The sequence below is a fragment of the Rhizobium sp. 9140 genome (assembly GCF_900067135.1).
Lineage (GTDB): Bacteria > Pseudomonadota > Alphaproteobacteria > Rhizobiales > Rhizobiaceae > Ferranicluibacter.
The window spans coordinates 3,639,211-3,662,893 of the sequence record NZ_FJUR01000001.1; the positions used below are offsets into that span (position 1 = coordinate 3,639,211).

Below are 23,683 nucleotides of genomic sequence, written 5' to 3' on the forward strand. Positions count from 1 at the left end.
CACCTTGGCAGGTGCTGCCGCCAGCATCGGCTTCACACGCGGTTGGCGACCGGTAGCCGACAGGGACTAGCCGTGCCAGACACTAATGGCCCGAGCAAGAAGATCCGCCGCTGGACGCTTCGAGAAGCGGCGGATGCTGGCCAGCTGGTCAAACTGATCTGCACATACTGCAAGACTATGAAGCGGTTCACTGCCAGCGACGTTCACCGCCTCTGTGGCGACCTCACTCTCTACCAGTTCCCGGAGCGGTTCCGCTGTGAGAAATGCGGGAAGAAGGATTATCTGGTGGCAGACTTTGAGGCGCACTACGGACCGAATGTTGGCAAGGTGAAGATCCGCCGCCTCGAGCGGATCAAGATCATTCACCGGCCGATCTGGAAGGACGACATCATTTGAGCACCGTCCTTCTTAAATCAGGCCGTTTTCAAGCTAAACGGCGAGAAACGTTGCGAAATTTCAAGTGAGGACGCACCGTCCTTCTTAAAATTGACTTGGGGCTGCCAAATCGCCGTTCCAGGCCGAAATCCTCAGCCAACGCCGTTCGCATCCACATCGTTATAAATCAATGATTTGAAGAGCCGTAAAAGGCATTTCGAGGGATCTTGAAGCCCTCTTCACAGCCGCAGGCAAATTCAGCGAAAATTGCCACATCGGCCTGATTTCGCGGCCGACCCGCTGTCAAAAACTCTTGCCGATCATCCCACGCGATCGTCGCACAAACCGTTATCATTCAACGGCTTCCCGCAAAATCCCGCAGGTTCCCAGATAATCCCGGTTATTGCAGATAGGTGTGACAGACAACACCGGTGTAGCCGGACGCGACTTTTTGCAATTTTGACACCGGGTTTTGCAGATACTGAGTTCTGCAAATGCACTGACAAAATGTCTTCAAAGCCTGCTCAACGGCTCGGCTAGTTAAGCCAGCCGTCCCTAAAGAGTTGAGCTCGTGCTTTGGCGCACTGTTCCCAATCGATTTCTCTTTTTTCTTTAAGGGACTCGTCCCGCACCTCCGCCATTTGAGCGGCAGCGAGTTCACCCATCAGGGAGCGAAGCCACTCTTGGGTTTGGGGTCCGATCGTAATCTTACATTCTTTCACCCGGATCATCACGTCCAGAATGGCGATCTTACCTGTGACCTGTGCCACTGCCGTCTCACTCACGAACGACAGCGAGGTTATGAAAAAAAGTCCAAGAGCACGCATTAAGACCTCACAATCAGTTCACGGGCCTGAACGCCTTTGCCGCCCGCGACAGAATAAAGCAGATCCACATCAACAACGTCAAATGCGCCAAACAGCTGCCGCGTCTGAGGGGCATCGTTGATCGATAGGACGAAATTCCCCTTCAGCCTACCGAGGCGTTCGGCCATCACCTCGAACTGATCACGTCCGAACAGGGCAGCACCATAGTCGCCCTCGCTGCCGAAGTATGGCGGGTCGAGATAGAAGAGCGCGCCGGGCCGATCGTAACGATCGATAAAGGCCAGCCAGTCGAGGTTCTCGATCACCACACCGGCAAGGCGCTCATGCACGTCCTCGAGCATAGGAGCAAGCCGCGTGAGATTGAACCGAGACCCGCCCTCGTGCACCACACCGAACGTCTGGCCCGATACCTTGCCGCCGAAGGCAAGCTTCTGGAGATAGATGAAGCGCGCTGCGCGTTCGAGGTCCGTCAGCGTAGAGGGGTCGCACGCCTTCAAGCGCTCGAACTCGCGACGGCTGGTGATCTGGAATTTGAGGCAATCCATGAACTGCGGATAGTGCCGCTGAAGGATGCGAAACAGGTTCACGACGTCCCCGTTTCTGTCGTTGATGACCTCATGCCGAGGCGCCGATCGGCGACGGAAGAACACGCCGCCCATGCCTACGAACGGCTCTGCATAGGTCGTGTGCGGAATGTCGGCGATCATCTTGACCAAGCGCGGGGCCAAGGTCCGTTTTCCACCGATCCATGCGGCTGGTGGCTGGGTATTAACTACGTCTCTAAAGCCGTCTTCAAAGGGCATTTAAAAGGTTCTCAGAATCATGCCACACAGGGCTGCCTCGAAAGAGGTCTGGGTGTGACAGTTATCCTAACTGGCTGTCGGAAGGGTCTGGCGTCGAAACTTGGCCCGTCCTCGGAGGTTTGCCTCCGGCACCTGGTGCTTGGCTTGCGGAGATCCATCTGAGATCTCCGCAAGCCGTGTCGCTGAGGTATCAGTTGATCGTCTGTTCCGCTGTCTCTTGCACAACCGGCTCGGCCGCGACCGGCGCTTCCGGCCGGTTCGGGTTGAGCTTGCGATCGACATATTCAGGCTCGTACTTCTGGAGCAGGGCATAGGCCTCCGTCAGCTGGGCCGAAATCGTGTCGAAGCCCTGGGCGAGCATATCGCACTCGTTCTGGAGAGCTTCGTTACGGCGCTTCATCGAGTTGATCATCATGTGCATGCTGAGTTTCCTTGTGAGGTTGTTCTGGATGGAAAGTCGGGATCGGCGTGTCATTCGGCCGACCAGTTGACCTCGGCGGCTGCGGTGATGGCCTGTGCGGTTTCTGCCGCCGCAATCGCCTTTTTCGCAGCCATACGCTTGGCCTCGACGCCTGCCGAGATGTGCTGCCATCCTGTGAAGGTATCGACGATCTGATGTGCCTTCTCAGCCTTGGTCATCCCGTCGGCTTCGGCTTCAGCCACGATGTGAGGGATATCCGCGTCCGGGACGCCGGCGAAAGCGACCTTTGCGCGAGCCTCATCGAGCTTCTGCTGATAGGCCATGATCTGACCAAAGCCCGGCGTGATGAACTGCATCCGGTATGCCTCGGCCGCGCGATCGATCTTCACCACGGCTTCGGCCCGAAGCGCATCGAGATCGACCTCCGCTGGAGCCGGGCTCCACTGGTCGATGTAGGTTTTCAGGCCGTCCGGGATCGCCGGCCAATCGTTGGTGAAGCCGTCGAAGAGTGCGTCTTCGGCCTTGGTCAGCTGGCCGCGCAACGCGTCCGCGTCCGGGCCCGACAGCTCGGCCAGCATCTTGCCCGCCGTCTGATACCAGAACTCGGATGCGCTGAGGATCTGCTGTCGGCCGAGCCAGATGGCAGCGGCAACGGCCCAGCGCGAGGGCTTCTTCTGTTTCAGGCTCTCGACGACGCCGTCGGCCATGGACTCGTACATGCTATCGATGTTGTACATTGCTTTTCCTCTTGGTGGTTTCAGGTAGGCACGTCATCGGGATCGCCGTGGTGATCTCCACGGCAGGGCATCCAGAATTTGCTGATCGGGGCTGACTTGAGCGACTTCCGGCTCAACCGGCACAATCTCAAGCGTTCGCGGATCGACGCGAATGTCTGTGACGGAAAGCAGCCTTTCCGGAACACGAAGGCTGGGGTTGGCGTACCGGGCTGTCTCAGCGTCGTATTCCGCACGCCCGAAGGCATTGCCGTGGTCGGAGATGGAGCCTGTCACCGGGTCGTAAATCACGAACCACAGTTCCTGCTCTCCGGGTCCAATGCTGTCAGACTCGCTCATTTCTTCAACCTCGTGATCGTCCATGAGGTGCCGTCATTCGTCATGCCGGCGCTGCTGCCGAAATACCCCATGTCTTTATTGTTCGTTCGCATCGCGCCGCCGGACCCCATGACGAACACGAGGGTAATCGTCACGTTCTGCGCGCTGCCGCCGTTGGTGAAGCTGCCGGAGATCGACTGGCTAGAGCAGCCGTAGGTATCGATGGCCGGCCCCGTGACTTTGATGGTGTCGAGGACCGTGCTGTTGATCTTCAGCTGCACGTCGCCGGCGTAGAACACTTCGGCGTTAACCCCTGTCATGGAGCCGCGAAGGTTCCAGAAGGCGTTGATGACGAGACGCTCTTCGGGTGCCAGCGTCAGTGTGCGCGTCAGCACCGTCGTCGTCGCCGACTTCGCCACGCTGCCGCCGCTCGTGTTGTAGTAGACATTCGAGATGGCGCCGTTGACCAGCTTCTCCCCGTTCAGGGTCGCATCGGTGATGTCGATGTTCGTGACCTTGATGTTCAGCGCCGACAGGTTCGCGACACTGATTTTCTCGGCCGTAACGGCATTGGCTGCGATCTTGTCTGCCGTCACCGCGTTCGCGGCGATCATGCCGGCCGTGAGGGCGCCATCTACGATCAGATCGCCGCCGTTGCGCTCGAAGCACCCCACGGCACCGAAGTAGACATTGCCGCCCGTTGTGTCCCGCTGGACAAACAGCTCGATGACGGCGGAAGCCGCTTCGCCGGGAGAAACCAGATTGACAGCCAGCGTACCCGTGCCGCCCGACCCTCGGTTGCCGGTGTTGATGTAATCAACGTAGCTCGCAATGTTCCCGCTGGCGTTCAGCCAGAGCACGCGGATCATGGCGTTGAAATTGTTGTTCGAGTAGATGGCGCCGGTGAAGCGGTAGGCAGTGCCGCCCTTTACCGGGAATGACCGGCTCTGGCAGTTCGTGTAGCCTCCGGAACCCCAGGGCCCAGCAGTGAAGGCCATTCCATTGTAGGACTGAAAGAGGCCGTGATCGCCCCATACGACCCAGCCCGGAATGGTGCCGACCCACGCATCTGTCGTCGTCATCTGGTTGTCCGGGACCAGATTGTTGAAATCCGAGATGACGAGCTGCTTTGCGGTGATCGAGCCTGCCGCGATCTCGCGCGCACCCAGCGTGTTGGCCTGAAGCTTAGAGCCAGTGATCACGCCCGCCTGGATATTGTCGGCGGTGATCGCATTGGCGGCAATCTTCCCCGCCACGACAGCATTCGCTCCGATTTTGTCAGAGCTGATGGCAAACGCCTGGATTTTGTCGGCGGTGATCGCGTTCGATGCGATCTCGGTAGCGCTGATCGTGCCAACCGCGATGTGACCGGCGCCGATCGTGCGCGCATTGATCTCGTAGCCGGTGATCGTCGCAGCGATGAAGCTGTCAGCCGAGATGGTCCGGACCGCAATCTTGTCACCGGTTATCGTGCCACCGGCGATCTTCGCGGCCGTGATGGCGTTCGCGGCTAGCTGGTTGGTCGAGACCGCGCCGGCAGCGATCGTCGCTGCGGTCACGGCGTTAGCAGCGATTGTCCCGGCCGTCACAGCGTTTGCAGCAATCGTGCCTGCTGTCACCGCGTTCGCTGCGATCTTCCCGGCCGTGATCGCATTTGCCGCGATCTTGTTGGCCGTAATCGCGTTGGTGACGATGTTGCCTTCGGAGATGACGGTCGTTCCGCCCTCGCTCCAAGGCGATGCTTCCAGCTGGTTGGCCGTCGCTTCGCCCAGATAGAACTTGGACGCCCAGGTGTAGGAGTTCGTGCCCCATGCCGCACTATGCCCCATGCACCGCAGGAAGAGCTGAACGTGCGTGGTTCCGGCCGGAGCCTGTCCTTTCACCCAGATCCGCTCATAGCTGGCCAACTGGCTGCCCGGATCGCCGTTCTGGTGCGTTGGCTTGTCCGCGAACGTATAGCCAATCGTCACGCCACCGTTGTTGACGTACTCGATGTGAAGGCGAGCATAATCAGACCGGTGCCCGTAGACATAAACAGACGCTTCTAGCCATGAGCCCTGCGCAACCGGCCAACGCATAGGGATGTTGTTGTCTGCGGGATTTCGCGGGGACAGGTCGGCAAACTGGCCGTTGTTTTGCGCGCCCTCCTGCAGAACCTGAAATGCGCCGTCGATAGGCGTGAAGTTGTCGTTGCGCTTGAGGAACGACCAGTTCGCGCTGGACGCATAGATCCTCCAGTTGGTGATGTCGGCCTGGGCATTTGAGTTCGGGATCCAGTTCGTCCCTTTGCCGACGGCGAGCTTGTCTGCATAGATGGAGCCCGCAGCGATCTTGTCGGCAATGACCGCTCCAGCGGCGATCTGCCCCGCCGTGACGGCGCCGGCCGCAATGGTGCCGGTCGTAACCGCATTGGCCGCAATCGTGCCGGCCGTGATCGCGTTTGCGGCAACCGTGCCGGCGGTTACTGCATTTGCCGCGATCTTGCCCGCGACAACAGCCCCGGAGGCAATGCTAGCCGCTTCCACGGCGCCGGCGCTGATTTTCCCGGCGGTGACTGCGTTCGCTGCAATCTCGCTTGCGGTAACGGCATTGGCTGCGATCTTCGCCGTGGTGATCGAGTCCGCCGCAAGGTGGATGGTCGAGATCGATCCATCCACGACCAGCTCGGCACCCTCCGCCTTCCGCAGAGAAATGCGATCGATGATCAGGTAGCGCGTCGTTGACGGGCTGTGGTGGTAGATCTGCACCTTGCAATAGGTCGCAGAACCCGGAACCTGCGTCTTGCCGGAGCGCTTGTCCCAAGCGGCTGGAATAGACGCGTTGCCCTGCACATCGGTGTACTGCGGCGACGCAAGCGCTGTCTTGTTACGATCGAACCACAGGATGCGGTAATAGAAACCGAAACCTGAAGATCCGTCAGTCGTACGAACGGACACATCCCACGCCAGCCAGTCACCGGACGTCACGGGGATGAAGTCCTTCGTGACCATATTCATGGAGATGGTGCCGCCGGACCCCCCGTTTGTGCCGTTCTCCAGAACAAGCGACCAACGACCGGTCTGTGCGTCACCGACCCAGAGCCAGATATTTGCGCCGCCCGCACCGGAGCCGTTGTACATCGGATAGTTGGCGTCCCAGACCGATGTGAGCGCGCCTTGCTCAAACTGCCCGTCGGGAATGAAGTTTTCAAAATCCGTTAAGATGAGCTGCTTGGCCGAGATCGCGTTCGCGGCGATATTGTTGGCCACGATTGCGTCAGCGGCGATTTTCCCCGCAACCACGGCATTGGCCGCAAGCTCATTGGCAGTGACGGCGCTGGCGGCCAGCTTTGCAGTCGTGATGGCGCCGGAAGCGATCTCGGTCGCGGAGATCACGCCCGCCGCGATCTTCCCGGCGACAACCGAGTTCACAGCCAGTTTGTCGGCGGTAACAGCCAAGGCATCGAGCTTCGCAGTCGTGATGGCGCCCGACGCAATCGTGCCGGCGGTGACGGCGCCAGCAGCGAGCTTGGCCGTCTCGATCGCGCCGGAGGCGATCTTCGCGGCCGTAATCGCATTCGCCGCGATCTCATTGGCTGTGACAGCATTGGCAGCGATCTTGCCGGCTACGATGGCACCAGCAGCGATCTTGTTCGCAGTGATCGCATTGGTGACGATGTTGCCCTCGGTGATGAGGGTGATCGAACCTTCGCTCCACGGAGTAGGCTCGGACTGGTACTGCGTTGCTTCCCCGACATAGAAACGAGAGAACCATGTGTAGGAGTCGGTGCCATTTGCGGCACTATGACCAAAGCAGCGCAAAAAGATTTCGACATGCGTTGTGCCTGCCGGCGCCTGACCCTTTGCCCAAACCCGCTGATAGGCTGAAAGCTGGCTTCCAGGGTCCGAGTTCTGGTTTGTCGGCTTGGCATCCATGATGAAGCCGAGCGAGTTACCGCCGTTATTGAAGCATTCGATATAGAGCTGAACGCCGTTCGAACGGTGCCCGAAAACATAGACGGACGCTTCCAGCCACGACAGCTGCGCAACAGGCCAGCGCATAGCGTAGTTGTTGTCGAACGGGCTTCGCGGGTTAACGTCTACGAAGGCTCCATCGAGCCGTGCGCCGCTCTGAAGAACGTAGAAGCAGCCATCGATGGGTGAGTAGTTGTTGTTCGCCTTTCCAAAGTCCCAAGTCCCCCCCGACCGGAACTTGATGCCCCAGTTTGTCAGGTCGGCCTGAGCGTTCGAGTTCGAGACCCAGTTGACGCCCTTGCCGACGGCCAACTTCTCTGCGGTGATGATCCCTGCAGCGAGGTTCGCGGCGGAGACTGCACTCGCTGCAATGGTGCCAGCCGTGATGGCATTCGCAGCCACGGTACCGGCTGTAACGGCGCCGGCCGAAATCGTGCCGGCTGTCACGGCGTTGGTCGCGATCTTGCCAGCGATAACAGCGTTCGCCCCGATCGTTCCGGCCGTCACGGCGCCGGCGGCAAGCTTGGCCGTCTCGATGGCGCCGGCGGCGATCTTGACAGCGGTGATCGCATTCGCAGCGATCGCGTCGGCCGTCACAGCGTTTGCTGCAATGGCGTTGGCCGTGATCGCAGCAGCCGACACATGCCGCGCGACGATCGCGCCATCGACGATCAGGGATGCTTCCGCCATCTCGACAAGCTGGATGTCGGAGATCAGCCAATAGCCTACGGCGTCCGTTCCGGTGTCCATGTACGGAACAGGCGTCGCGGTCTGCGTCCTGGAGCTGTCCGTCTTGAAGCGCCATTCGATCGTCTTGCCGGCAGCTGCCTGATATCCGGTGTCCGTCGCTGAAGCGATGACGCCCCCATCCGAGGCGGAGATCGACATGTCGTTGATGACGAGCGCATTGAAGTTCTTGTTGCACCCGACGTTCTTCACGATAGCCGACGCGCGGTACCAGGTGTCCGGCGTCAGGGGAAAGCCGCGGGCGATCCAGCCATGGATGCGCGGGCCGGCGTTCGCCGCAGCAAGGGCGGCATTGAACTTCATGGCACCAGAGACGCGCATCGCTGCGACCTGGGCATCCGTGCTGGAGACGAACGTCACATAGGGAGCGTTTGGGGACCAATAGCCCGGATCTCCGTAGAACCGGTCAAGAATGAGGCTCGCGCCTACAGCGTTCGCGGCGATCGACATCTTGGATGCCGTGATCGCGTTGACGGCAATCTTGTCCGCCACGATGGCGCTCGCCTGAAGCTTCGGCGTCGAGATCGCATCATCGGCGATCTTCGTGTTCGTCACCGCGTTCGAGGCAAGCTTTGCCGCATCGACCGCGAGCGCCGCAAGCTTGGCGTTTGTGATGGCGAGATCGGCGATCTGTGTTCCGACAAGCTGGCCGGAAACCTTGGCGGCGGCAACGGCGGCGATCTGCGCATCCGTTAGCTGGCCCGTGACCTTGCCGGCCGCGATCGCTGCGATTTGTGTGTCGGCGATCGTGCCGCCGATATCCGGAGCCGCGACACTCGAAGTCCACGCGGCCCCATCAAACCGGTAGATCTTGCTATCGGTGCTCAAGAACACGACCCGGCCCGCCGCATTGCCAGACGTCGGAAGCGAGGCGACGGTTTCTACGGGCTTCAGGCCTGTGCCGAACTTCGCGGCCGTGATGGCGGCATCGGCGATTTGACTTGAGACCAGCGTGCCTGTGACCTTGGCCGCGCCGACGGCTGCAATCTGCGTATCGGTCAACTGGCCGGTGACCTTGGACGCGGAGAGTGCGGCCAGCTGGGCGTCCAGCAACGTGCCGGTGATGTCGCCGGCAGCCAAAGTGGAGACGAAGGCCGTGCCGTTGAAACGATAGATCTTGTCATCCGTCGTCAGGAAGACGATCCGGCCTTCGGTGTTGCCCGTGGTCGGCAGCGAGGACACGATTTCGATCGGACGAAGGCCGGCGGCAAACTTCGCGGTCGTAACGGCAGCGTCAGCGATCTTCCCAGCGATGACCGACCCATCCGCAAGCTTCGTCGCGTCAACGGCCAACGCCGCAAGCTTCGCATTCGATATCGCCAGATCAGCAATTTGCGTTCCAACGAGCTGGCCGGCGACCTTGGCAGCGGCGACGGCTGCGATCTGGGCATCCGTGAGCTGGCCTGTGATCTTCGAGGCCGCGAGGCTGGCGATGTTGGCCTCGGCGATAGCACCGTTGATGTCGGCCGCATCGACGGTCGAGATCCAGCTCGTGCCGGTGTAGCGGTAGACCTTGCCGTCCGTGGTGAGGAACGCCATGCGGCCTGCGGTGTTGCCCGTTGTCGGCAAAGCGGAGACGACTTCCACCGGGCGCAAGCCAGTGGCAAATTTGGCCGCCGTCACGGCTGCATCGGCAAGCTTGCCGGCTGTGATGGCGGCGTCGCTGATTTGCGTGCCGACGATCGTGCCCGTCAGGTCCACCGTCGGCACAGATGCCGTGTAGGCAGAGCCGTTCCAACGGTAGAGCTTGCCGTTGACGGTGATGACATCCTGCGATTTCGTGGTCGGTACGACGGTGCCAGAGATGACACCGACCGGCGCGATCCCGGAGGCAAACTTCGTTGCATCGACGGCCTGCGCCGCCAGCTTGTCGCGCTCGATCGCCGCGTCAGCGATCTTCGCGGCAATGACCGCACCGTCCATGATCTTGCTGACAGAGACCGCAGCGTCAGCCAGCTTGGCCGTGATCACAGCGCGATCGGCCAGGATCTGTGCCGTGACGGCCGCTACCTCAAGCTTCGCAGTCGAGACGGCAGCATCTGCCAGCTTCAGACCAGTGACAGCCGCATCCATGATCTTGTTGGCCGAAACCGCAGCGTTGCCGATCTTGCTGGTGATGATGGCGCCGTCGAGGACGTCGGCCGACGAGAACCCGATATTCGCCGTCGTCAGCGAGATCCAGGCCGAGTCCTCCGTCTTGCGCGGCGAGTAAGGGACGAGCTTTCCCTGCACCTCGTATTCGGTCGCCGGCAAGAGCCACATGCCGCTCAAGGGCCATTCGCTCGATGTCGGCCCGTAGGGGAACTGGTCGCTTTCGAAGACGACGACACCCGTCGCCTTCAGGCGAACACGGACCAGGACGCGCGCAACATCGGCGAGGTTGGTGGCGCAGGACACGATGATGACCGGCCGGCGGCTCCGGCCGTCCGGGTCCGTCAGAACATCGGCGCGGGCACCCCAGCCGGTCATCGGCTGCTTTGGGACATCGATGCGGCCGATCCAGCCGCTCGACACGACCTCCTGCATGGTCCGCGCCCAATCGTAGTCGGTCGGGTCGATCTCCTGCAGGGTGACGATCTGGTTCATGCCCATCTGACCACGGCGTTCCGTGACGAGGAAGCGCTTGTTCACATAGCCATTGTGCGGTGACGTCCAGGAGACGACATCGATGCCGGCCTCGAGCACATAGGCCATTGGAGGCAGAGGGAGCTGGTGACGGCGGAAACGGCGCGCCTCGGCCAAGATGGCGCGCATCAGCTGCTGGACCTGCCGATCGTGCGACGTCGCTCCGAAAGAGATGTCGGCGAGATTGCGCTTGCCGTCCAGAGCTTCAAACGCGTCGTTGCGAACGACCGGCGCATCCTTGGCGACCCAAGCCTCTTCCGGGTTCGGATACTTGGCCGTCACCCCGTTGATGGTGAGATCGACGGAGGGGAACGGATCGAAGCCGGCCGGCTCGGTGATCAGGGTGTCGGCGTCCGAGAACCCAAAGACAGCTCCGCCGAAGATGCCGTTCTTCATCTTGAAGACGCCGCCCTGGTCGGTCAGCCGTCCGTTTTGCGCCTTGCGAAGCTCCTCGACGACAGTGAGCGGCACCATGTCGCCGGAGATCTCGTAACCGCCGCGCCACTGCGGCTCCGTCGTTTTGTCCGCCCGCTCGACCAAACGGCCGGCCTCCTGGCATGCAGCAATCCAGTTGGACGACGGCAGCCGGCGTGCGTTGACCTTTTGGCCGCCGTAGAACCATTCGCCCTTGTAGCGAAGGCCCCGCAGGACGTTGTAGGTCATCACGCCGAGGTTATAGGAGGGCTCGTGGGTGCTCGGATCATCCCATCGATGGGTGCCGTTGCCGCCGTTCGTGCTGTCCTTGCGTATGTCGTAGAGCGGGAGAGGCGTCGGCTCAAACAGAACCTTCGGCTGTCCTTTGAAATAGTCGCGCTCCCAGCGATAGGTCATAATGGCATAGGGGATGCCACGCCCGACCATGGTTGCATCCCAAGGCCGATCCTCGTCTTCGCCGAATGTCTCTACAAGGAAAGGGTCAGCGACCGTCTGCAAGCCGCTATAGAACTTCACCCAGCAGTAATCGTGAACGGTCCCTTCGGTGTCGCGGAATTCTTTGAGCGGATAGCCTCGCCCGAACACCGCGTCAGGCTCATTCCAAAGGATCGTGCACTTCTCGCCCTCGATCCAGATGCCATCGAGGCCGGGGAGCGGGAGGTTGCCCAGCTCAATGACTTCCGTGAAATACGTGTTTGGTGTGTCACCGTCGTAATTACCCCACGTGCCGTAGTACTTGCGCTTCCCGCGCGTGGCGAACTGACCGATCGTCGTCGAGACCGGCTTGTCATCGCCAACATCCGCCTGGATCTTGGCGCCCACTGGTGGCGGCGCATCCGGTGCGGTGGCCATCTGCCAAAGCGTCGTGGCGGCAGCCAGCGCCAGACTGACCACGGCATTGACGATACCGGAGCCACTGATGACGGCGCTGAAGACGCCGGCAATGGCACCGATCAGCGGACCAGCGGCTGCGGGGTCGGGCTGAAGCAGGAAAAACGTCAGGGCGGTTGTGGCGAGAGCGGCTTTCTTGAACATCAGCCCACCCTGAAGGCGCGAACCGCCTTCTCGCGATCGACGCTAGCAAGGCCCGCCTCGCCCATCACCCAGATCCGATCGAAGTCGAACACGCCGAGCACGTGGCGGAACTGCGTATCCGTCGGAATAGCGGCGATATCGCCTGTCTGCGCATCAACCGGATGGTCATGTTCGGGAAGCAACGACGCGGCGAAGTCGGCCAGATCCTCAAAGCCGGCCGCGCGCATCAGACGATAGGCCGACACGGCATCGTTATAGTCGCCCTGATCGGGCACGGGCAGCTCGGCGCCGGTGATGGCGATCACGGATGCAATGGCAAGCTGTCCGCAATCGTTCTGCGCCCAGGCGAACGGCTTCCGGCGGATGTCGTCGAAGACATCGCAGAAGGGTCCGATCCAGAGTTCGCGGCGCTTCAGCTCAATCATTCTTCGCCCCAGGGTTCGATCCAGTTGGCAACGGAGCCGGCATATTTTCCGAAGTTATCGACCTCGCCGTTCGGGCCCTTCCGCTTCTTCTGCTCTTCGGCGCTGGACTTGGCTGGGTTCGGCCGGGTCAGGTTGACCATGGCGTCGTTGACGAGGCGGATCTCCAGCACTTCGCCGCCGCCGTCTTCAGCGGCCGTCTGCACGCTCGCGCCGTCAATGACGCCGAGGTAATCGTTCTCGGGCATCGAGGAGAGCTGGCGCGTCGTCGGATCGAGAAGGCCAATCCAGATTTCGAGCGAGCCCGCGCGGCAATCAAGGCCACGCGACATGTCCTCGACGGCCGGGTTGAGCATCGTCATGGAGACCGTGCGGGTGTTGACCTCAAGCGTCGAGGTGCTGACGCTCTCGCCCGTGTCGAGGTCAACCTGCCCTTGGAAGGTACGGGCATAGACCTCACCGTCGATCAGCGATCGAACCTCAACTGTCACCGGCCGATCACCGGACCAAAAGGACTTCGTCTCCAGCGAGGTATTGCCGTTCGCGTCGGGGTAGGTGCGCGCGATCACGGATACGAACCAGCGCGGCACGATGCCGTCCTGGGGCGCGTTTTGCAGCAAAGCAAAGAAGGCGGGATCGACTGTCTTCATGGCTTTTCGATCGCTGTGAAACCGGCGCCCTCTGTCAGGTGACGGCGCGCGCGGCCCGGCATGTGGCTGTCCGGCATGATGACCATGCGGCAGGCCGGCCGGGCGAAGATCGTGGTGGCGTTGACAGCCAGGCCGTCCGGCACATTCGGGAAGATGCTCAGTGCCGGCGTCACCCCGTTGCTGCCTGCAACACCGCGCTCAGATATCTCGAGGAAGGCGTATTGAACGGGATTGCTGCCCCACGACACCTGAAACTTGTCGGCGATCGTAAGGACGTAGCCGGCCGGAAAACCCTTGAAGCTCATCGAGCGGCGGTCCGTCCCGATCGTGTTGATCTGAATAAGGCGGCTGCCGAGGATCGTCCCGCGCGGGTCCGTGGCCGGATAAGGCGACAGCGGGTCGAACAGCCAGAAGGCCTCCTGGGCACCGCGAAGGGCGCGGATCAGGGCGGCGTACTGTTTCATCTCGGCACTCGAGCGGCGATCGAGTTCCACCACGGCGCGCCAAAGCGGGTCGGCCATCTCGGTCTGCCAGATGCGACCGCTGCCCTGTCCGGACAGGCTGTCACGACGCTTGATGCCCCACTCGACGCTGGAGATAGGAAGCCGATCGGCGAATGTCGGAAGGCTGTAGGGGAAGCTGAGGGTCATTGGCCCCTCACATACGGGCGCTTCTTGATCTGATCGAAGCGGGCCGGCAGGTTCTTGTCGTAGGCGCGAAGGCCCTTGGCGACACCCCGATCAACGGCGTCCTCGATGTCGCGATCGCCGCGCGGGTTATCGACGTAGACGTTGATTTCAGACTTGCCGGCACGCACCGGGTCGTTGGCAGCCGACGCCATCCTGCTCTGGCCCTGTGAGGGGTAAACAGAAGCCGGCGCGCCGATCTTGGCGACAAAGCCTCCCTTGTCATAGCCGCGTCCGGAGTTCAGACCTTCGAGCATACGGCGAACGCCGGGCTGTGCGACGACGCTGGCCTTGACGACGTATTCTTGCCCATGGACGAAACCGGCAATATCGCCCCGTCCGCCGTTCCCGGTGTAGCCGCCGACGTCGTACAGACCCTTGCCCGGATTGTTGACGGCGAACGTGGACTGCGCGCCGTTCGGCACGAAGGTCGGGAGAAAGGCTGTCAGCAGCGAGCCGAGAATTCCGCCGCCGCCAGACGATGGTGCGGCCGGGAAGAAATTGGCCATGTTCTGACCGACCTGTCCGAGACCGCTCCCGAACGTGCCGAGCCCTTCCGTAGCAACCGATGCCGTGCTCGAAAGATTTCCGACCGTCTTGCTTGCGGACTGGCCCGTCGTCGCCAGCTTTTCCAGCGCCTTGGACGCCGTATCGGCGCCTTCATTATTCTTCCCGATGCCGTCCCAATTGCCGATACCGACGCGCTTCGCGCCATACCAAGCGCCCCAGCCGTTCTGTGATGCCTGCTGGAGAGCAAACTTGGTTGCCTCGGGGCCGTTTGCCGCCAGCGCCGGGTCCAGACCGGTCTGCTTCTGGAAGACATTCCCCAGACCGCCGCCCTTGTAGAGCTGAAACGGTCCGTAGGATTGTTCACGGATACCGTTCTTCACGTAGCCAGACTGCAGGTTCCAACTGCTCAAGCCGCCTTCGGATTGAGCAACCCTCACCGCAGTGTCGGCATTGATGTTGTATTTCGGTGCCCAGGTGCGGATGAAGGATTCGACATCCGTTACGGCGCCCAGCGGTTCGCGTGTGACAGGGATCAGCGGAGCGGCGTAGGACTGAAAGCCGCTTGCTGTCGGTGTGTTCTGGTTGGCCGCGACCGGCGCACCTTTCAGGAAACGGCCGAGCACATCCGACAGCTCCGGACGATCGCCGCCCAGAAGCATGTTTTTGATCGAGTTCGAGCCCAGCTCCTGGAAGAACTTGCCGACATCACCGAGAAGGCCGTTCAACGCACCTTTGAAGTCGCCTTTAAGAAGCGAGCCGAGGACGTTGTCGATCGCGGTTTCGCCGGCGGACTGGAACATCTGCCATGCCGCCGTGGCCTTCTCGACCTCCGCTGTCTGGTTGGCGATCTCCCGCGCGTTGCGCCGGATCTGCTCGGCCTCGGCCGACAGAGCCGAATAGCCGCGCGCCCGGATCATCTGCTCGGCTTCGAGAACCGCCAAAGCCTTTTCGCGTTCGGCCGTGCTGGCGCCGACCAGCGTCTTCTCAAGGCGCAAGCGCTCCAGATCGTCATCCTGCCCCTTGATGACGTCGATCGCGCCGGCGCGGCGTTGCTCAAGCTCGCTGGCAGCTGCCGCATCCTTCGCAGCCGCCAGCGCCTCGGCCAGCTTCCTCTGTTCCTCGCCCTGGGCAGCGGCCGCAGCGGCGGCAAGCGGGCGGAGTTGGATTTCCGTGCGCAGAAGAGCCTCGGCTTGGCTCGCCGTGATATTGCCGGCCGCGACCTGATCGTTAAGGCGGCGCCGTGCTTCGACCTCCTCGACCAGCTCGGCCGACTGAAGGCGGGAGGCGGCGAGCGTCTCTTGGATGACGCGGTTGCGTGCAGCGGCAATGCGGGACGATGCCTCGGCCGTGGTGATTTCCTCACCGGCCAGCTGCAGGCGCTCCCGATCAGCCATCAAGCCTGCGAGCACCACAGGGTTTCGTTCCGTCTGGATGCGGATGTCGAGTGCCGCGAGTTGGTTGGCGCGCTCCTGCGCCGGGATCAGGGTTTCGAGCGCGCGCTTCTTGGCGTCGATCGTGGCCGTTATGTCAGCGCGTTGGCTGTCGAGAAGACCAGGTGCGTCAAGGCCGCTTTGGGCCTTGATGAGGCTGTCCTCAAGATCGCGGCGGGCACGCGCTGCCGCCGTTGCCGGGCTGGCGTTGGCGGTGTCGAGTGCGCCTCGAGCCGCGGCACGGCGCTTTTCCTGTTCGCGATCGCGCGCCTCGTTGCCGCGCCGCTCCATGTCTTCCTGCCGGAGACGTTCGAGTTCGGTACGCGCCGTTTCTACGTCGCTGTCGAAAAAGCCGTCGCCGAGTATGCTGCCCTTACTCTTGGCCTGAGATCGCCTCGCCGCATCATATCTTTCGGTCGCTTCAGCCAGAGCGTCGGCCGGAGACGGGCCGTTGAAAGACCGATCGATGGATTTCCCCATCCAGTCGTAAGCATCACTCGCAGCCTTGGCGACACTGTTCCAAGCACGACCAAGCGCCGTGGTCGCTTCGCTGGCGTTGGCCAGCCGGCCCGGAAGAGCAGCCAGCAAGACCTGCTGCGCTTCAGTGAGCCGGTTCTGTGCCGTCAGGCGGCGCGCATACTCGGCGGTCGCCGCATCGACCAGCCCATATTGGCGGTAGAGGGTGTCGATCGCCTTGGACGGATCGGCGAACATCTCGGCCAGTGCCGCGCCCGCCTCGTCGGCCGACACGCCGATCGTCGCGCCGAAATTCTTGCTGATGGCGATCAGCTGCTCGAAGTTCTCCGAGGCGATCCGGCCGGTCCGCAGGAACTGCGCTTCCATCGTACGGGCCGACGCGACGGAGATCCCGGCCGCCGCTGCGCCGTTCTGAGCCGCCGCCTCCATGCTCGCGGCACTGCCGGCAGTCGCGCGACCAATCCCGGACGCTGCGGTCTCGACTTCCTTGATGGAGCCGAGATAGTCGTTCCAGGCCATGGCGCCGAGGACGACGGCCGCTGTCGTGCCGGCAATACCGACCCGCAGCGGCGTGATCGCGGCCATGGCTGCCTTGGCGGCATTTCCCATGCTGCCGTAGATCTGCATGGCCTGCGGACCCTGCTGCAGAATGACCTGGGTGATGGGCATGCCCAGCGCCAGCGACTGGACGGTGTCCACGCCTTGCGTGAAGAGGTTTGCCTGTTGGTCCGGACGCAGGCCCTTGCTACCCGTGATGCCCTTGCGCGACTGGATCAGCCCGAGCGTCGCCTGACGCTCACGGCTGATCGCCGCCGTCATCTCGTCGTGCGAGATCGCGCCGACCCTGTTGGCCTGACGGATGTCCTCGATTGTCTTGCGATAGGCCGTGAGAGCCGCATAGCGCGGATTGTAGGCCTGCCGCAGCCGATCGCGTTCGTCCATGAAGGCGGTGATGTCAGCGCTGCGGTCCGGCTGGATCATCTGCGACTGGACGATGGACTGTGCAGACTGCTTACGCCGGGCAGCGAGGCGCTCGGCCGCACCGGCCTGCTCTTCCATAGCCCGTGTTTCGCGGATCCTCGCATCAATGGCGGTGGACGCCGAGATCGCACCGACGCGCTCGGCCTCGTTGATATCGAGGAGCGCCTTGCGATGGCGTTCCATCAAGGCGAACATCGGATCGAACCGCGCCTGCAGGCGGTCCATCTCCTTCAGGTACGCCTCGATATCGGCGCCACGGTTCGGCGTGATCGTCCTCGCTTCAACGATCGATTGCGCCTGCTGCTTCTGGCGTGCCGCAAGCCGCTCGGCGGCACCCGCCTGTTCCTGCATCGCGCGCGTCTCGCGGATCCGCGCCTCGATCGCGGTTGAGGCCGAGATTGCGCCGACCTTCTCGGCATTGGCGATATCGGTCAACGCCTGCCGATGGCGCTGCATGACCGCGAACATCGGATCGAAGCGCGCCTGCAGGCGGTCCATCTCGCGGCCATAGGCGGAGAGATCGTCCAAGCGGGTCGTGTTGTTGTTGGCAGCTTCCTTGAGCTTGCCGAGCGCCGTCGTGACAGCCTGGACCTTCGGCGCGACCGCCTCCGCCTGCTTACCGATGGCCGCGACGGCATTGCGCGCCTCCGTGCCGCCGGTCTTGGCGCCGGACGGATCGACGGTGACGCCGATCGCGATGCGATAGGCGGCCGTCATTCCTCGTCCTCCTCGGCGGAGGCCGGGTCGCCGTCGTTGAAGAGCGGCAGGACGGCGTCCTCGATGACGCGAAGATCCCGGAACACGTCGGGCTCATAGCCCTCGGCATCGAGCACGATCTTGCAGGCGGCATAGTCGAGGCCAATGAACAAGACGCCGTTCTTGTTCGACGCCGCTCTCCACTGCGTCGAGCACGCGATGAAACCGGAAAGACTGGCGGCGTTCTGGATCACGAGGGCAATCTCATCGTCGTCGGGTTCAGCATCGTCATCGTCCATGACGAACGTCACGCCGAGCTTCTGGGACTGCTGGCGGAGATCGTCATCGATGATGGTGGCACGGGAGGGATCGACGCGACCGAGGCGGACGTATGTCCACGCGACGGCCGCGTCCGTCAGTTTTTTAGGCGGGCCTTGTCGAGCGTGACGGCGTCCTGGTAGGCCTTCACGATCGCCACCCTGACCCGCTCATGTGCCCAGACGGCCGTAAAGGTCTCGGCGGAGAAATTCAGCGGGTTTCCCATCTCGTCAGCGATCTTGCGCCAGTCGCGGACCAGCCGGCGTGCTGCCGCTTCGTCGTGTTCAGCAACACGGGCCATGATCTCGACCATCTCGGCGTCTGTGGTTTCGGAGTTGATCTCCGAAAGGATCGCTGCACGTTCCCGGGCCGAGTCCCGGTTGATCTCTTCGGGCAGTAGCTCGAACTGGATCTCGAACGTGTGCTCGACCGTTTTCCCCATCCGGTTCGGGTCGGGTTCCGTGACCTTCACCGGCCACCAGAAGGCGAGGTTTTCGACGAGCTTGAACATGCGGGCGTCTTTCTGAACGTTGCCCCGAAAGGGCTTTGAAACAAGTTTGAAGGCGGGCTGCTGGCCGTCACATGACGGTCAGCAGGAACTCGTCATTGCCGGCGACCGGCGTTGCCATCAGCGGAAGGGTGTTGTTGATCCGCTTGCGCGTCTCGCCATACTTCGGCCGGCCGATCTGGACGGCCTGCATGCCGAACTTGACGATGTTGCCACCCTGCTTCCCATGCTGGGCTGCAAGGATGCCGAGATCGCCGGCTTCGGACTTGGCAAACCAATTGACGGACGAAAGTGCATCGGCACGCATGATCGCCGACCCGGTCATCATGCGATCGACATGCTCGATGGCTTCCTCGTTGATCAGGAAGTCCGGCTCGATCTGGTTGCCGATATCGAACGTGATGCCTTCGGTACCGCCGGCATAACCGTGCAGCGAGAAGGTCGTGTTCGCCTTGTTGACGGGAACCGCCTTCTTGAACGCCGCTGTCGTCAGGGTCGGCAGGGCGGCATCCGAGACCACACCCAAGAGGCCGGTCAGGACGAACCGGAAACGGGGAATGGCAAGCGGCGCCATGTTCAGCGTCCACGTCCCGCGTGCGCCAAGAAGGATGTGCTGAACGCCGTCGCCATTCCAGCGCACCGACACGCTTTCCTGCGCCTTGGAGATCGGATTGTACTGAACATCGGTCGCGGCCGTGATGACCTCGCGCATGGCGCAGGCCCGCATCAGCACGCCCCAAGCGGGCGCTGTGCCCGGTGTGCCGGACCCAGCCACTTCCACTTCGCCGGAGAGCGTGCCGTAGGTTCCAACCAGCGTAACGCCCTGATGTCCCATATACGGAAGGACGAGGTCGCGGCTGACCTCCTGACCGGCAGACGGATCGAAGTCCACGTCGGTCATGACCATCGCGTTTGCCGCGCCGGTCGGAATGCTGTCCTCGCCGTAGATCGTCTCGGACTTGACGAGGATGGCGCGGTTTCGCCAGTAGCGCTTTGCCATGATCAGGGGTTCCTTTTCCGCGTGGTGGGCACGGGTTCGTCAGATGTGACGGCCGATGTCTCTTCGGTCACCGGCGCATCGCTCGCGACGACGGCCGGCGCCGTCTGCCCAGGTGCAGCTGTCGCGGCGTCCGGCTCTGGCACGGCGGGTTTCGGCTCTTCCGTGCGGCTGACGAGCTGCAACGAGCCATCGGGTTGGCGGACGTAGCTGCCGCCGCCTTCATGATCGGTCATCATTCGGTCTCCAGGTAGCGGCTCGTCTGCCACGTCTGCACATAGACGGTGACACCGTTGCCAAGCGGCGCGGCCTGTGCCGACACCAGTTCGAAAAGGTCGCCTCGGGGATCGACCGACCAGCCGGCAAGCGCCTGCTCGATCGCGCCCTTCATCGTGTCGAAGTCGAGCGCACGTTGCGCGCCCTGGACGTCGGCATGCCGGCGCAGGACAAGCGCCACGAGGATTTGCGCGTGCACGAGCTGCTCGAAACCACCCATCGCAAGCGTGTTGGGCTCGGCCTGCTCGCGGTAAGGGATGACGAAGACGGTCCCGTTCTTTGGAGCCGTCCCTGCGCTGATCGAGGCAAGATCCTCGACCGGCAGCACGTCGGAAACCGCCGTGCCTAGCTCGCTCTTCAGACGGGTGATGACGGCCGCGATCAAAGCCAGCCCTCCATCTTCTCGCGAGAGAAGACGGGTTCGGGCCCATCGACCCGGATGCCGTCCGAGGTGGATTGCGCCGGCGCGATGCCGTCAGCGCCGGGAAGAGCGATCATGCCGCGCGCCGCCTGCTGAAGAGCCGCCATCGCATCCTTGTAATCCCGCACCACGTAGTCGGGCGGACCGTTGCGATGCAGATGGTAGCGCGCGATCGAGACCGCCCAGGTGGACACGATGGCCGCAACGCTCGACAGCGGCAGGCGGAAGCGAACGGCCAGATAGCCGTTCACCGCGTTGTCGGCATGGGTGAGCGACGCCTCGACGACATCGGGATCTGCAGCGCCGTCCCCGTCGCGATCGGCGATCTGGAGGATTTCATCCAGGCCGGCGCGTTCGATCAGATCTTCGAGCGAGGCGTAGTGCATCAGACCGCGAAGCCCTCGTCCCACGTGGAGGCGATCGCCAGCGTATCGAGCAGCTCGGCATGCTCGACGACGGTCAGGTCGATCGTGTCGCCGATATCCTTCAGCACGTTGTTCTGCCGGGTGCGGCCCGTGAGAATGAACCGGCGCTTCTCGTGGGTGTAGGCGGGACGAGCGCCCTCGACATCGGCAATGCGCGCAACGCGCAGCGCACTGATCTGGGTCTGAAGCTCGGAGGCCATGTTGACCAGATCGCCGACGATCTCGGCCGGATCGTCCATCGGATGCCAGCCCTGCAGCGGACCGAGGCCGGCGTGCGTGTCGATGGCGCGCAGGAGCGAAAGGCCGACCGTGGCCTTATCGATCAGGTCGTCGATGTCCGTGCAGCCCGTCATGTCGAGCGCATATTTCAGGGCGCGCAGATCCAGCGCCTCGTTGCTGGTCGCAACCGGGTCGGCCGCACCCGCGACCAGAACAGCCGTTCCGCCGTCGGTCCCCTGCGGGATGTCCACGACGGCACCTTCCATGGGACGCGCGGTGACGCCGCCTGCGAGCAGCGCTGGAACCGAGGCGCTCGCCACGATCCCACCGGCTTGGATTTTGGACGCCGTGATCGCGTTCGAAGCGAGCTGATCGGCGGTGACCGTGCCATCTCCGATTTCACTGGCGGTGACGGCCTCCGCTGGGAAACCGCCTATGCTCCCGGTCTGGATGTTCGAGCCATGGATAACGGTCCCGTCCGGCCCGTTCATGCCGGACGGGTCGGATGCTGCCACGGGAGGAGTGGCGGCATCCAGCGCCGTGCCCAGGACGTCGGTCCCGGCTTCTTCTGCGATCGGCGCGCTGGATGATGTGATCTTCTTGGCCATGAACGGTTTCCCTTCGAGCTTTCGGAAAGGAACCGGCCATCCGGTCCCTTTCGAAAAGCTCCGGCCGATTGCGCGGCCGGAGTTCAGTCATTCCCGCCGCCCGCCTTAGCGAGCGGTCAGGCTGAGACCATGCGTGCGGTAGCTGTGGCGGTAGACGGGCTTCAGGGCATCGATGACGAGGAACACGACGACGCCGAAGATCGGGGCCATCACGATGAGCGCGGCGGCCGAGGGCGTGTCCCGCAAAAACGTCATGGCAAGCTTGATGACCGGATAGGCGACGTAGACGGCTGCGCTGACGATGGCGAAAACCACGGCGCCGATGACGGAAAAGCTGGATCGGAGACAATATTTCATGCTGGTCCCTTCGGGTGTTATCCTCCGGCCGGCTGGCCAAAGGGGAGAGCGTGGGCCTGACGGTCAGGCTGAGGCCAACTCAGGCGGCGACGTTCTGGAAGAAGTAGCCAAGCTCCGGAGCCGACACGACTTCGGCAACGCTTTCGCCAGCGCGCACCCGGCGCGATCCGCGAAGGCCGATCTTTGGTTCGTCGATCGAGCCGGCGACGCGGGTACCGAACTGAGCCGTCCAGCCCCACGTGGGCACCTCGCCCATGCTCGACACGATCTTCTCACGGCGGATCAGGGCGCAATGCTTGCCCCAGAGGCGGTAGCGCACGGCCGGCTGGCCGGGACGCGCCGCATTGGCAAAGCCGGAGCCGACGACGATGTCATCAAGCTCGAGGAGATCGGCAACGGCGCGCTTGTCGGCGAGACCATCGGCAACGCCCGACGTTGTAAGCGCCCGCAGAACGTTGGGGTTCTGGCGCATCTGAGACCAAGCCAGCCGGCCCATGACAGCAACGTTCGCACGCATGACCATGCTGTCGAGCGCATCCGTGACGGCGCGGATCGGCTTGCTGTCGGCGTGGCTCCACTGCGAGGTGCCAGACAGAACCTCACGGTTCGTGGTGGGGTAGCTCAGCGGGTTGAACGTCTTGTCGGCGACACGCTTCTCGCGATCCAGCTCGACGATGTTGGTCAGCTGCTGGACGGCGAAGGCTTCCGGGTCGTAACCGGCCGGCGCCTGCATGATGTCGGCGATCGGAATGATGGCGTCCTGACCGTAGTCGGCCGTCGCGCCCGTCACTTCTGTGCCGCCGAACTCCATGATGTTCGGCTCGGACTTACGGCCGACCTTGGTGTCAGGGATCGTGATCGTCTGGTCGAAGCCGAAGACCATGTACTTGAAGGTCTCGGCCGTCAGACGCGGCTCGAGGCGAGGCATGACCTGATCGGCGATCAGTTCCCCATTCTTGAAGGCAACGGCGATGCCGGTCAGAACCGGATCGACGGGAAACGGCTGTCCAGCCATACGTAAGTGCTCCTGCGGGTGTCGATCCGGGCCTTAGCCCTGGATGCGATGGGGGTTGATGAAGGCCTTGGCGATATCGCCGGAAACGCCGCCTGTGAGGACGCGACCGACGATGAAGTGATTGACGCCTGCGCCGGGGGCGGCAGCGACGGCCTTGCCGTTGGCGTCGGCCGTGATGCCGGCGCCGGGCGTCACGGTCCCGCCGACCAGAATTTCGGCTGGGCCGAACAGCACGACATCGACGCGCTGGCCGATCTTGGCGCCGTTCGGGTAATCGACAACGCCAGCGATCACGTCGGTTGGTGCCGTCGCCAGCGCGACCTCGCCATCGATGGCGGTGAACTTGACCTGGGCGCGATGGGCGAGATCGGTCGAGGCGATGAAGGCTTTGATGAACGGGTTCATGCGGCGGTC

21 protein-coding genes are annotated in these 23,683 nt (G+C 62.7%); 1 reads left to right on the forward strand and 20 read right to left on the reverse strand.

Annotated features, from left to right (window positions below; genetic code table 11):
* Window positions 1-72 precede the first annotated feature (72 nt).
* Window positions 73-396 (forward strand): hypothetical protein, encoded by a 324-nt coding sequence (locus GA0004734_RS17270; protein WP_092935638.1) that lies wholly within the window; start codon window positions 73-75, stop codon window positions 394-396.
* 515 nt (window positions 397-911) lie between these two features.
* Here GA0004734_RS17270 and GA0004734_RS17275 read toward each other — a convergent pair.
* From GA0004734_RS17275 to GA0004734_RS17370, 20 genes are all read right to left on the reverse strand, one after another.
* The gene (locus tag GA0004734_RS17275; RefSeq protein WP_092935640.1) at window positions 912-1,202 is read right to left on the reverse strand and encodes a hypothetical protein; all 291 of its coding nucleotides are present in this window, start codon (window positions 1,200-1,202) and stop codon (window positions 912-914) included.
* Window positions 1,202-2,005: a DNA adenine methylase gene (locus GA0004734_RS17280; protein WP_092935642.1), complete on the reverse strand. Its 804-nt coding sequence runs from the start codon at window positions 2,003-2,005 to the stop codon at window positions 1,202-1,204. Before GA0004734_RS17280 ends, GA0004734_RS17275 begins: the two co-directional genes overlap by 1 nt.
* A gap of 190 nt (window positions 2,006-2,195) precedes the next feature.
* Window positions 2,196-2,426 (reverse strand): hypothetical protein, encoded by a 231-nt coding sequence (locus GA0004734_RS17285; protein ID WP_092935644.1) that lies wholly within the window; start codon window positions 2,424-2,426, stop codon window positions 2,196-2,198.
* Between the two features lie 50 nt (window positions 2,427-2,476).
* Window positions 2,477-3,163, reverse strand: a complete 687-nt coding sequence (locus GA0004734_RS17290; RefSeq protein ID WP_092935646.1) for a hypothetical protein — start codon at window positions 3,161-3,163, stop codon at window positions 2,477-2,479.
* Between the two features lie 33 nt (window positions 3,164-3,196).
* Window positions 3,197-3,523, reverse strand: a complete 327-nt coding sequence (locus GA0004734_RS17295; protein WP_139056292.1) for a hypothetical protein — start codon at window positions 3,521-3,523, stop codon at window positions 3,197-3,199.
* Complete coding sequence (locus GA0004734_RS17300) at window positions 3,496-12,273, reverse strand: hypothetical protein (protein ID WP_092935650.1); 8,778 nt, start codon at window positions 12,271-12,273, stop codon at window positions 3,496-3,498. Before GA0004734_RS17300 ends, GA0004734_RS17295 begins: the two co-directional genes overlap by 28 nt.
* A complete protein-coding gene (locus tag GA0004734_RS17305) occupies window positions 12,273-12,698 on the reverse strand; it encodes a DUF6950 family protein (RefSeq protein ID WP_092935652.1) in 426 nt (141 codons plus the stop codon). The genes GA0004734_RS17300 and GA0004734_RS17305 overlap by 1 nt, the downstream gene beginning before the upstream one ends.
* Window positions 12,695-13,345, reverse strand: coding sequence for a hypothetical protein (locus tag GA0004734_RS17310; protein ID WP_092935654.1), 651 nt, complete (start codon window positions 13,343-13,345; stop codon window positions 12,695-12,697). The genes GA0004734_RS17305 and GA0004734_RS17310 overlap by 4 nt, the downstream gene beginning before the upstream one ends.
* Window positions 13,342-13,995 (reverse strand): hypothetical protein, encoded by a 654-nt coding sequence (locus GA0004734_RS17315; RefSeq protein WP_092935656.1) that lies wholly within the window; start codon window positions 13,993-13,995, stop codon window positions 13,342-13,344. Before GA0004734_RS17315 ends, GA0004734_RS17310 begins: the two co-directional genes overlap by 4 nt.
* Window positions 13,992-18,146, reverse strand: a complete 4,155-nt coding sequence (locus tag GA0004734_RS17320) for a phage tail length tape measure family protein (protein ID WP_092935658.1) — start codon at window positions 18,144-18,146, stop codon at window positions 13,992-13,994. Before GA0004734_RS17320 ends, GA0004734_RS17315 begins: the two co-directional genes overlap by 4 nt.
* A complete protein-coding gene (locus GA0004734_RS17325; RefSeq protein WP_092935660.1) occupies window positions 18,143-18,436 on the reverse strand; it encodes a DUF1799 domain-containing protein in 294 nt (97 codons plus the stop codon). Before GA0004734_RS17325 ends, GA0004734_RS17320 begins: the two co-directional genes overlap by 4 nt.
* 104 nt (window positions 18,437-18,540) lie before the next feature.
* Window positions 18,541-18,954: a hypothetical protein gene (locus tag GA0004734_RS17330; protein WP_092935662.1), complete on the reverse strand. Its 414-nt coding sequence runs from the start codon at window positions 18,952-18,954 to the stop codon at window positions 18,541-18,543.
* Between the two features lie 67 nt (window positions 18,955-19,021).
* Window positions 19,022-19,951, reverse strand: coding sequence for a hypothetical protein (locus GA0004734_RS17335; protein ID WP_092935664.1), 930 nt, complete (start codon window positions 19,949-19,951; stop codon window positions 19,022-19,024).
* Window positions 19,952-19,953: 2 nt separating this feature from the next.
* Window positions 19,954-20,187, reverse strand: a complete 234-nt coding sequence (locus tag GA0004734_RS17340; protein WP_092935666.1) for a hypothetical protein — start codon at window positions 20,185-20,187, stop codon at window positions 19,954-19,956.
* Complete coding sequence (locus GA0004734_RS17345) at window positions 20,184-20,609, reverse strand: phage tail terminator protein (RefSeq protein ID WP_245292452.1); 426 nt, start codon at window positions 20,607-20,609, stop codon at window positions 20,184-20,186. Before GA0004734_RS17345 ends, GA0004734_RS17340 begins: the two co-directional genes overlap by 4 nt.
* Window positions 20,606-21,031: a gp436 family protein gene (locus GA0004734_RS17350; protein WP_092935668.1), complete on the reverse strand. Its 426-nt coding sequence runs from the start codon at window positions 21,029-21,031 to the stop codon at window positions 20,606-20,608. Before GA0004734_RS17350 ends, GA0004734_RS17345 begins: the two co-directional genes overlap by 4 nt.
* Window positions 21,031-21,897 (reverse strand): hypothetical protein, encoded by an 867-nt coding sequence (locus tag GA0004734_RS17355; protein ID WP_092935670.1) that lies wholly within the window; start codon window positions 21,895-21,897, stop codon window positions 21,031-21,033. Before GA0004734_RS17355 ends, GA0004734_RS17350 begins: the two co-directional genes overlap by 1 nt.
* Before the next feature lie 105 nt (window positions 21,898-22,002).
* A complete protein-coding gene (locus tag GA0004734_RS17360) occupies window positions 22,003-22,254 on the reverse strand; it encodes a hypothetical protein (RefSeq protein WP_092935581.1) in 252 nt (83 codons plus the stop codon).
* A gap of 79 nt (window positions 22,255-22,333) precedes the next feature.
* A complete protein-coding gene (locus GA0004734_RS17365; protein ID WP_092935672.1) occupies window positions 22,334-23,269 on the reverse strand; it encodes a major capsid protein in 936 nt (311 codons plus the stop codon).
* Window positions 23,270-23,302: 33 nt separating this feature from the next.
* The gene (locus tag GA0004734_RS17370; RefSeq protein ID WP_092935674.1) at window positions 23,303-23,674 is read right to left on the reverse strand and encodes a hypothetical protein; all 372 of its coding nucleotides are present in this window, start codon (window positions 23,672-23,674) and stop codon (window positions 23,303-23,305) included.
* Window positions 23,675-23,683 lie beyond the last annotated feature (9 nt).

Excerpts from the sequence above, each read along its gene's own strand:
- GA0004734_RS17330 (WP_092935662.1), bottom strand. The coding sequence starts at position 18,954 with ATGTTCAAGCTCGTCGAAAACCTCGCCTTCTGGTGGCCGGTGAAGGTC.
- GA0004734_RS17310 (WP_092935654.1), bottom strand. The coding sequence starts at position 13,345 with ATGAAGACAGTCGATCCCGCCTTCTTTGCTTTGCTGCAAAACGCGCCC.
- GA0004734_RS17285 (WP_092935644.1), bottom strand. The coding sequence starts at position 2,426 with ATGCACATGATGATCAACTCGATGAAGCGCCGTAACGAAGCTCTCCAG.
- GA0004734_RS17290 (WP_092935646.1), bottom strand. The coding sequence starts at position 3,163 with ATGTACAACATCGATAGCATGTACGAGTCCATGGCCGACGGCGTCGTC.
- GA0004734_RS17355 (WP_092935670.1), bottom strand. The coding sequence starts at position 21,897 with ATGGCCAAGAAGATCACATCATCCAGCGCGCCGATCGCAGAAGAAGCC.
- GA0004734_RS17340 (WP_092935666.1), bottom strand. The coding sequence starts at position 20,187 with ATGATGACCGATCATGAAGGCGGCGGCAGCTACGTCCGCCAACCCGAT.
- GA0004734_RS17320 (WP_092935658.1), bottom strand. The coding sequence starts at position 18,146 with ATGACGGCCGCCTATCGCATCGCGATCGGCGTCACCGTCGATCCGTCC.
- GA0004734_RS17365 (WP_092935672.1), bottom strand. The coding sequence starts at position 23,269 with ATGGCTGGACAGCCGTTTCCCGTCGATCCGGTTCTGACCGGCATCGCC.
- GA0004734_RS17370 (WP_092935674.1), bottom strand. The coding sequence starts at position 23,674 with ATGAACCCGTTCATCAAAGCCTTCATCGCCTCGACCGATCTCGCCCAT.
- GA0004734_RS17275 (WP_092935640.1), bottom strand. The coding sequence starts at position 1,202 with ATGCGTGCTCTTGGACTTTTTTTCATAACCTCGCTGTCGTTCGTGAGT.
- GA0004734_RS17360 (WP_092935581.1), bottom strand. The coding sequence starts at position 22,254 with ATGAAATATTGTCTCCGATCCAGCTTTTCCGTCATCGGCGCCGTGGTT.
- GA0004734_RS17350 (WP_092935668.1), bottom strand. The coding sequence starts at position 21,031 with ATGCACTACGCCTCGCTCGAAGATCTGATCGAACGCGCCGGCCTGGAT.
- GA0004734_RS17305 (WP_092935652.1), bottom strand. The coding sequence starts at position 12,698 with ATGATTGAGCTGAAGCGCCGCGAACTCTGGATCGGACCCTTCTGCGAT.
- GA0004734_RS17315 (WP_092935656.1), bottom strand. The coding sequence starts at position 13,995 with ATGACCCTCAGCTTCCCCTACAGCCTTCCGACATTCGCCGATCGGCTT.
- GA0004734_RS17280 (WP_092935642.1), bottom strand. The coding sequence starts at position 2,005 with ATGCCCTTTGAAGACGGCTTTAGAGACGTAGTTAATACCCAGCCACCA.
- GA0004734_RS17300 (WP_092935650.1), bottom strand. The coding sequence starts at position 12,273 with ATGTTCAAGAAAGCCGCTCTCGCCACAACCGCCCTGACGTTTTTCCTG.
- GA0004734_RS17295 (WP_139056292.1), bottom strand. The coding sequence starts at position 3,523 with ATGGACGATCACGAGGTTGAAGAAATGAGCGAGTCTGACAGCATTGGA.
- GA0004734_RS17335 (WP_092935664.1), bottom strand. The coding sequence starts at position 19,951 with ATGGCAAAGCGCTACTGGCGAAACCGCGCCATCCTCGTCAAGTCCGAG.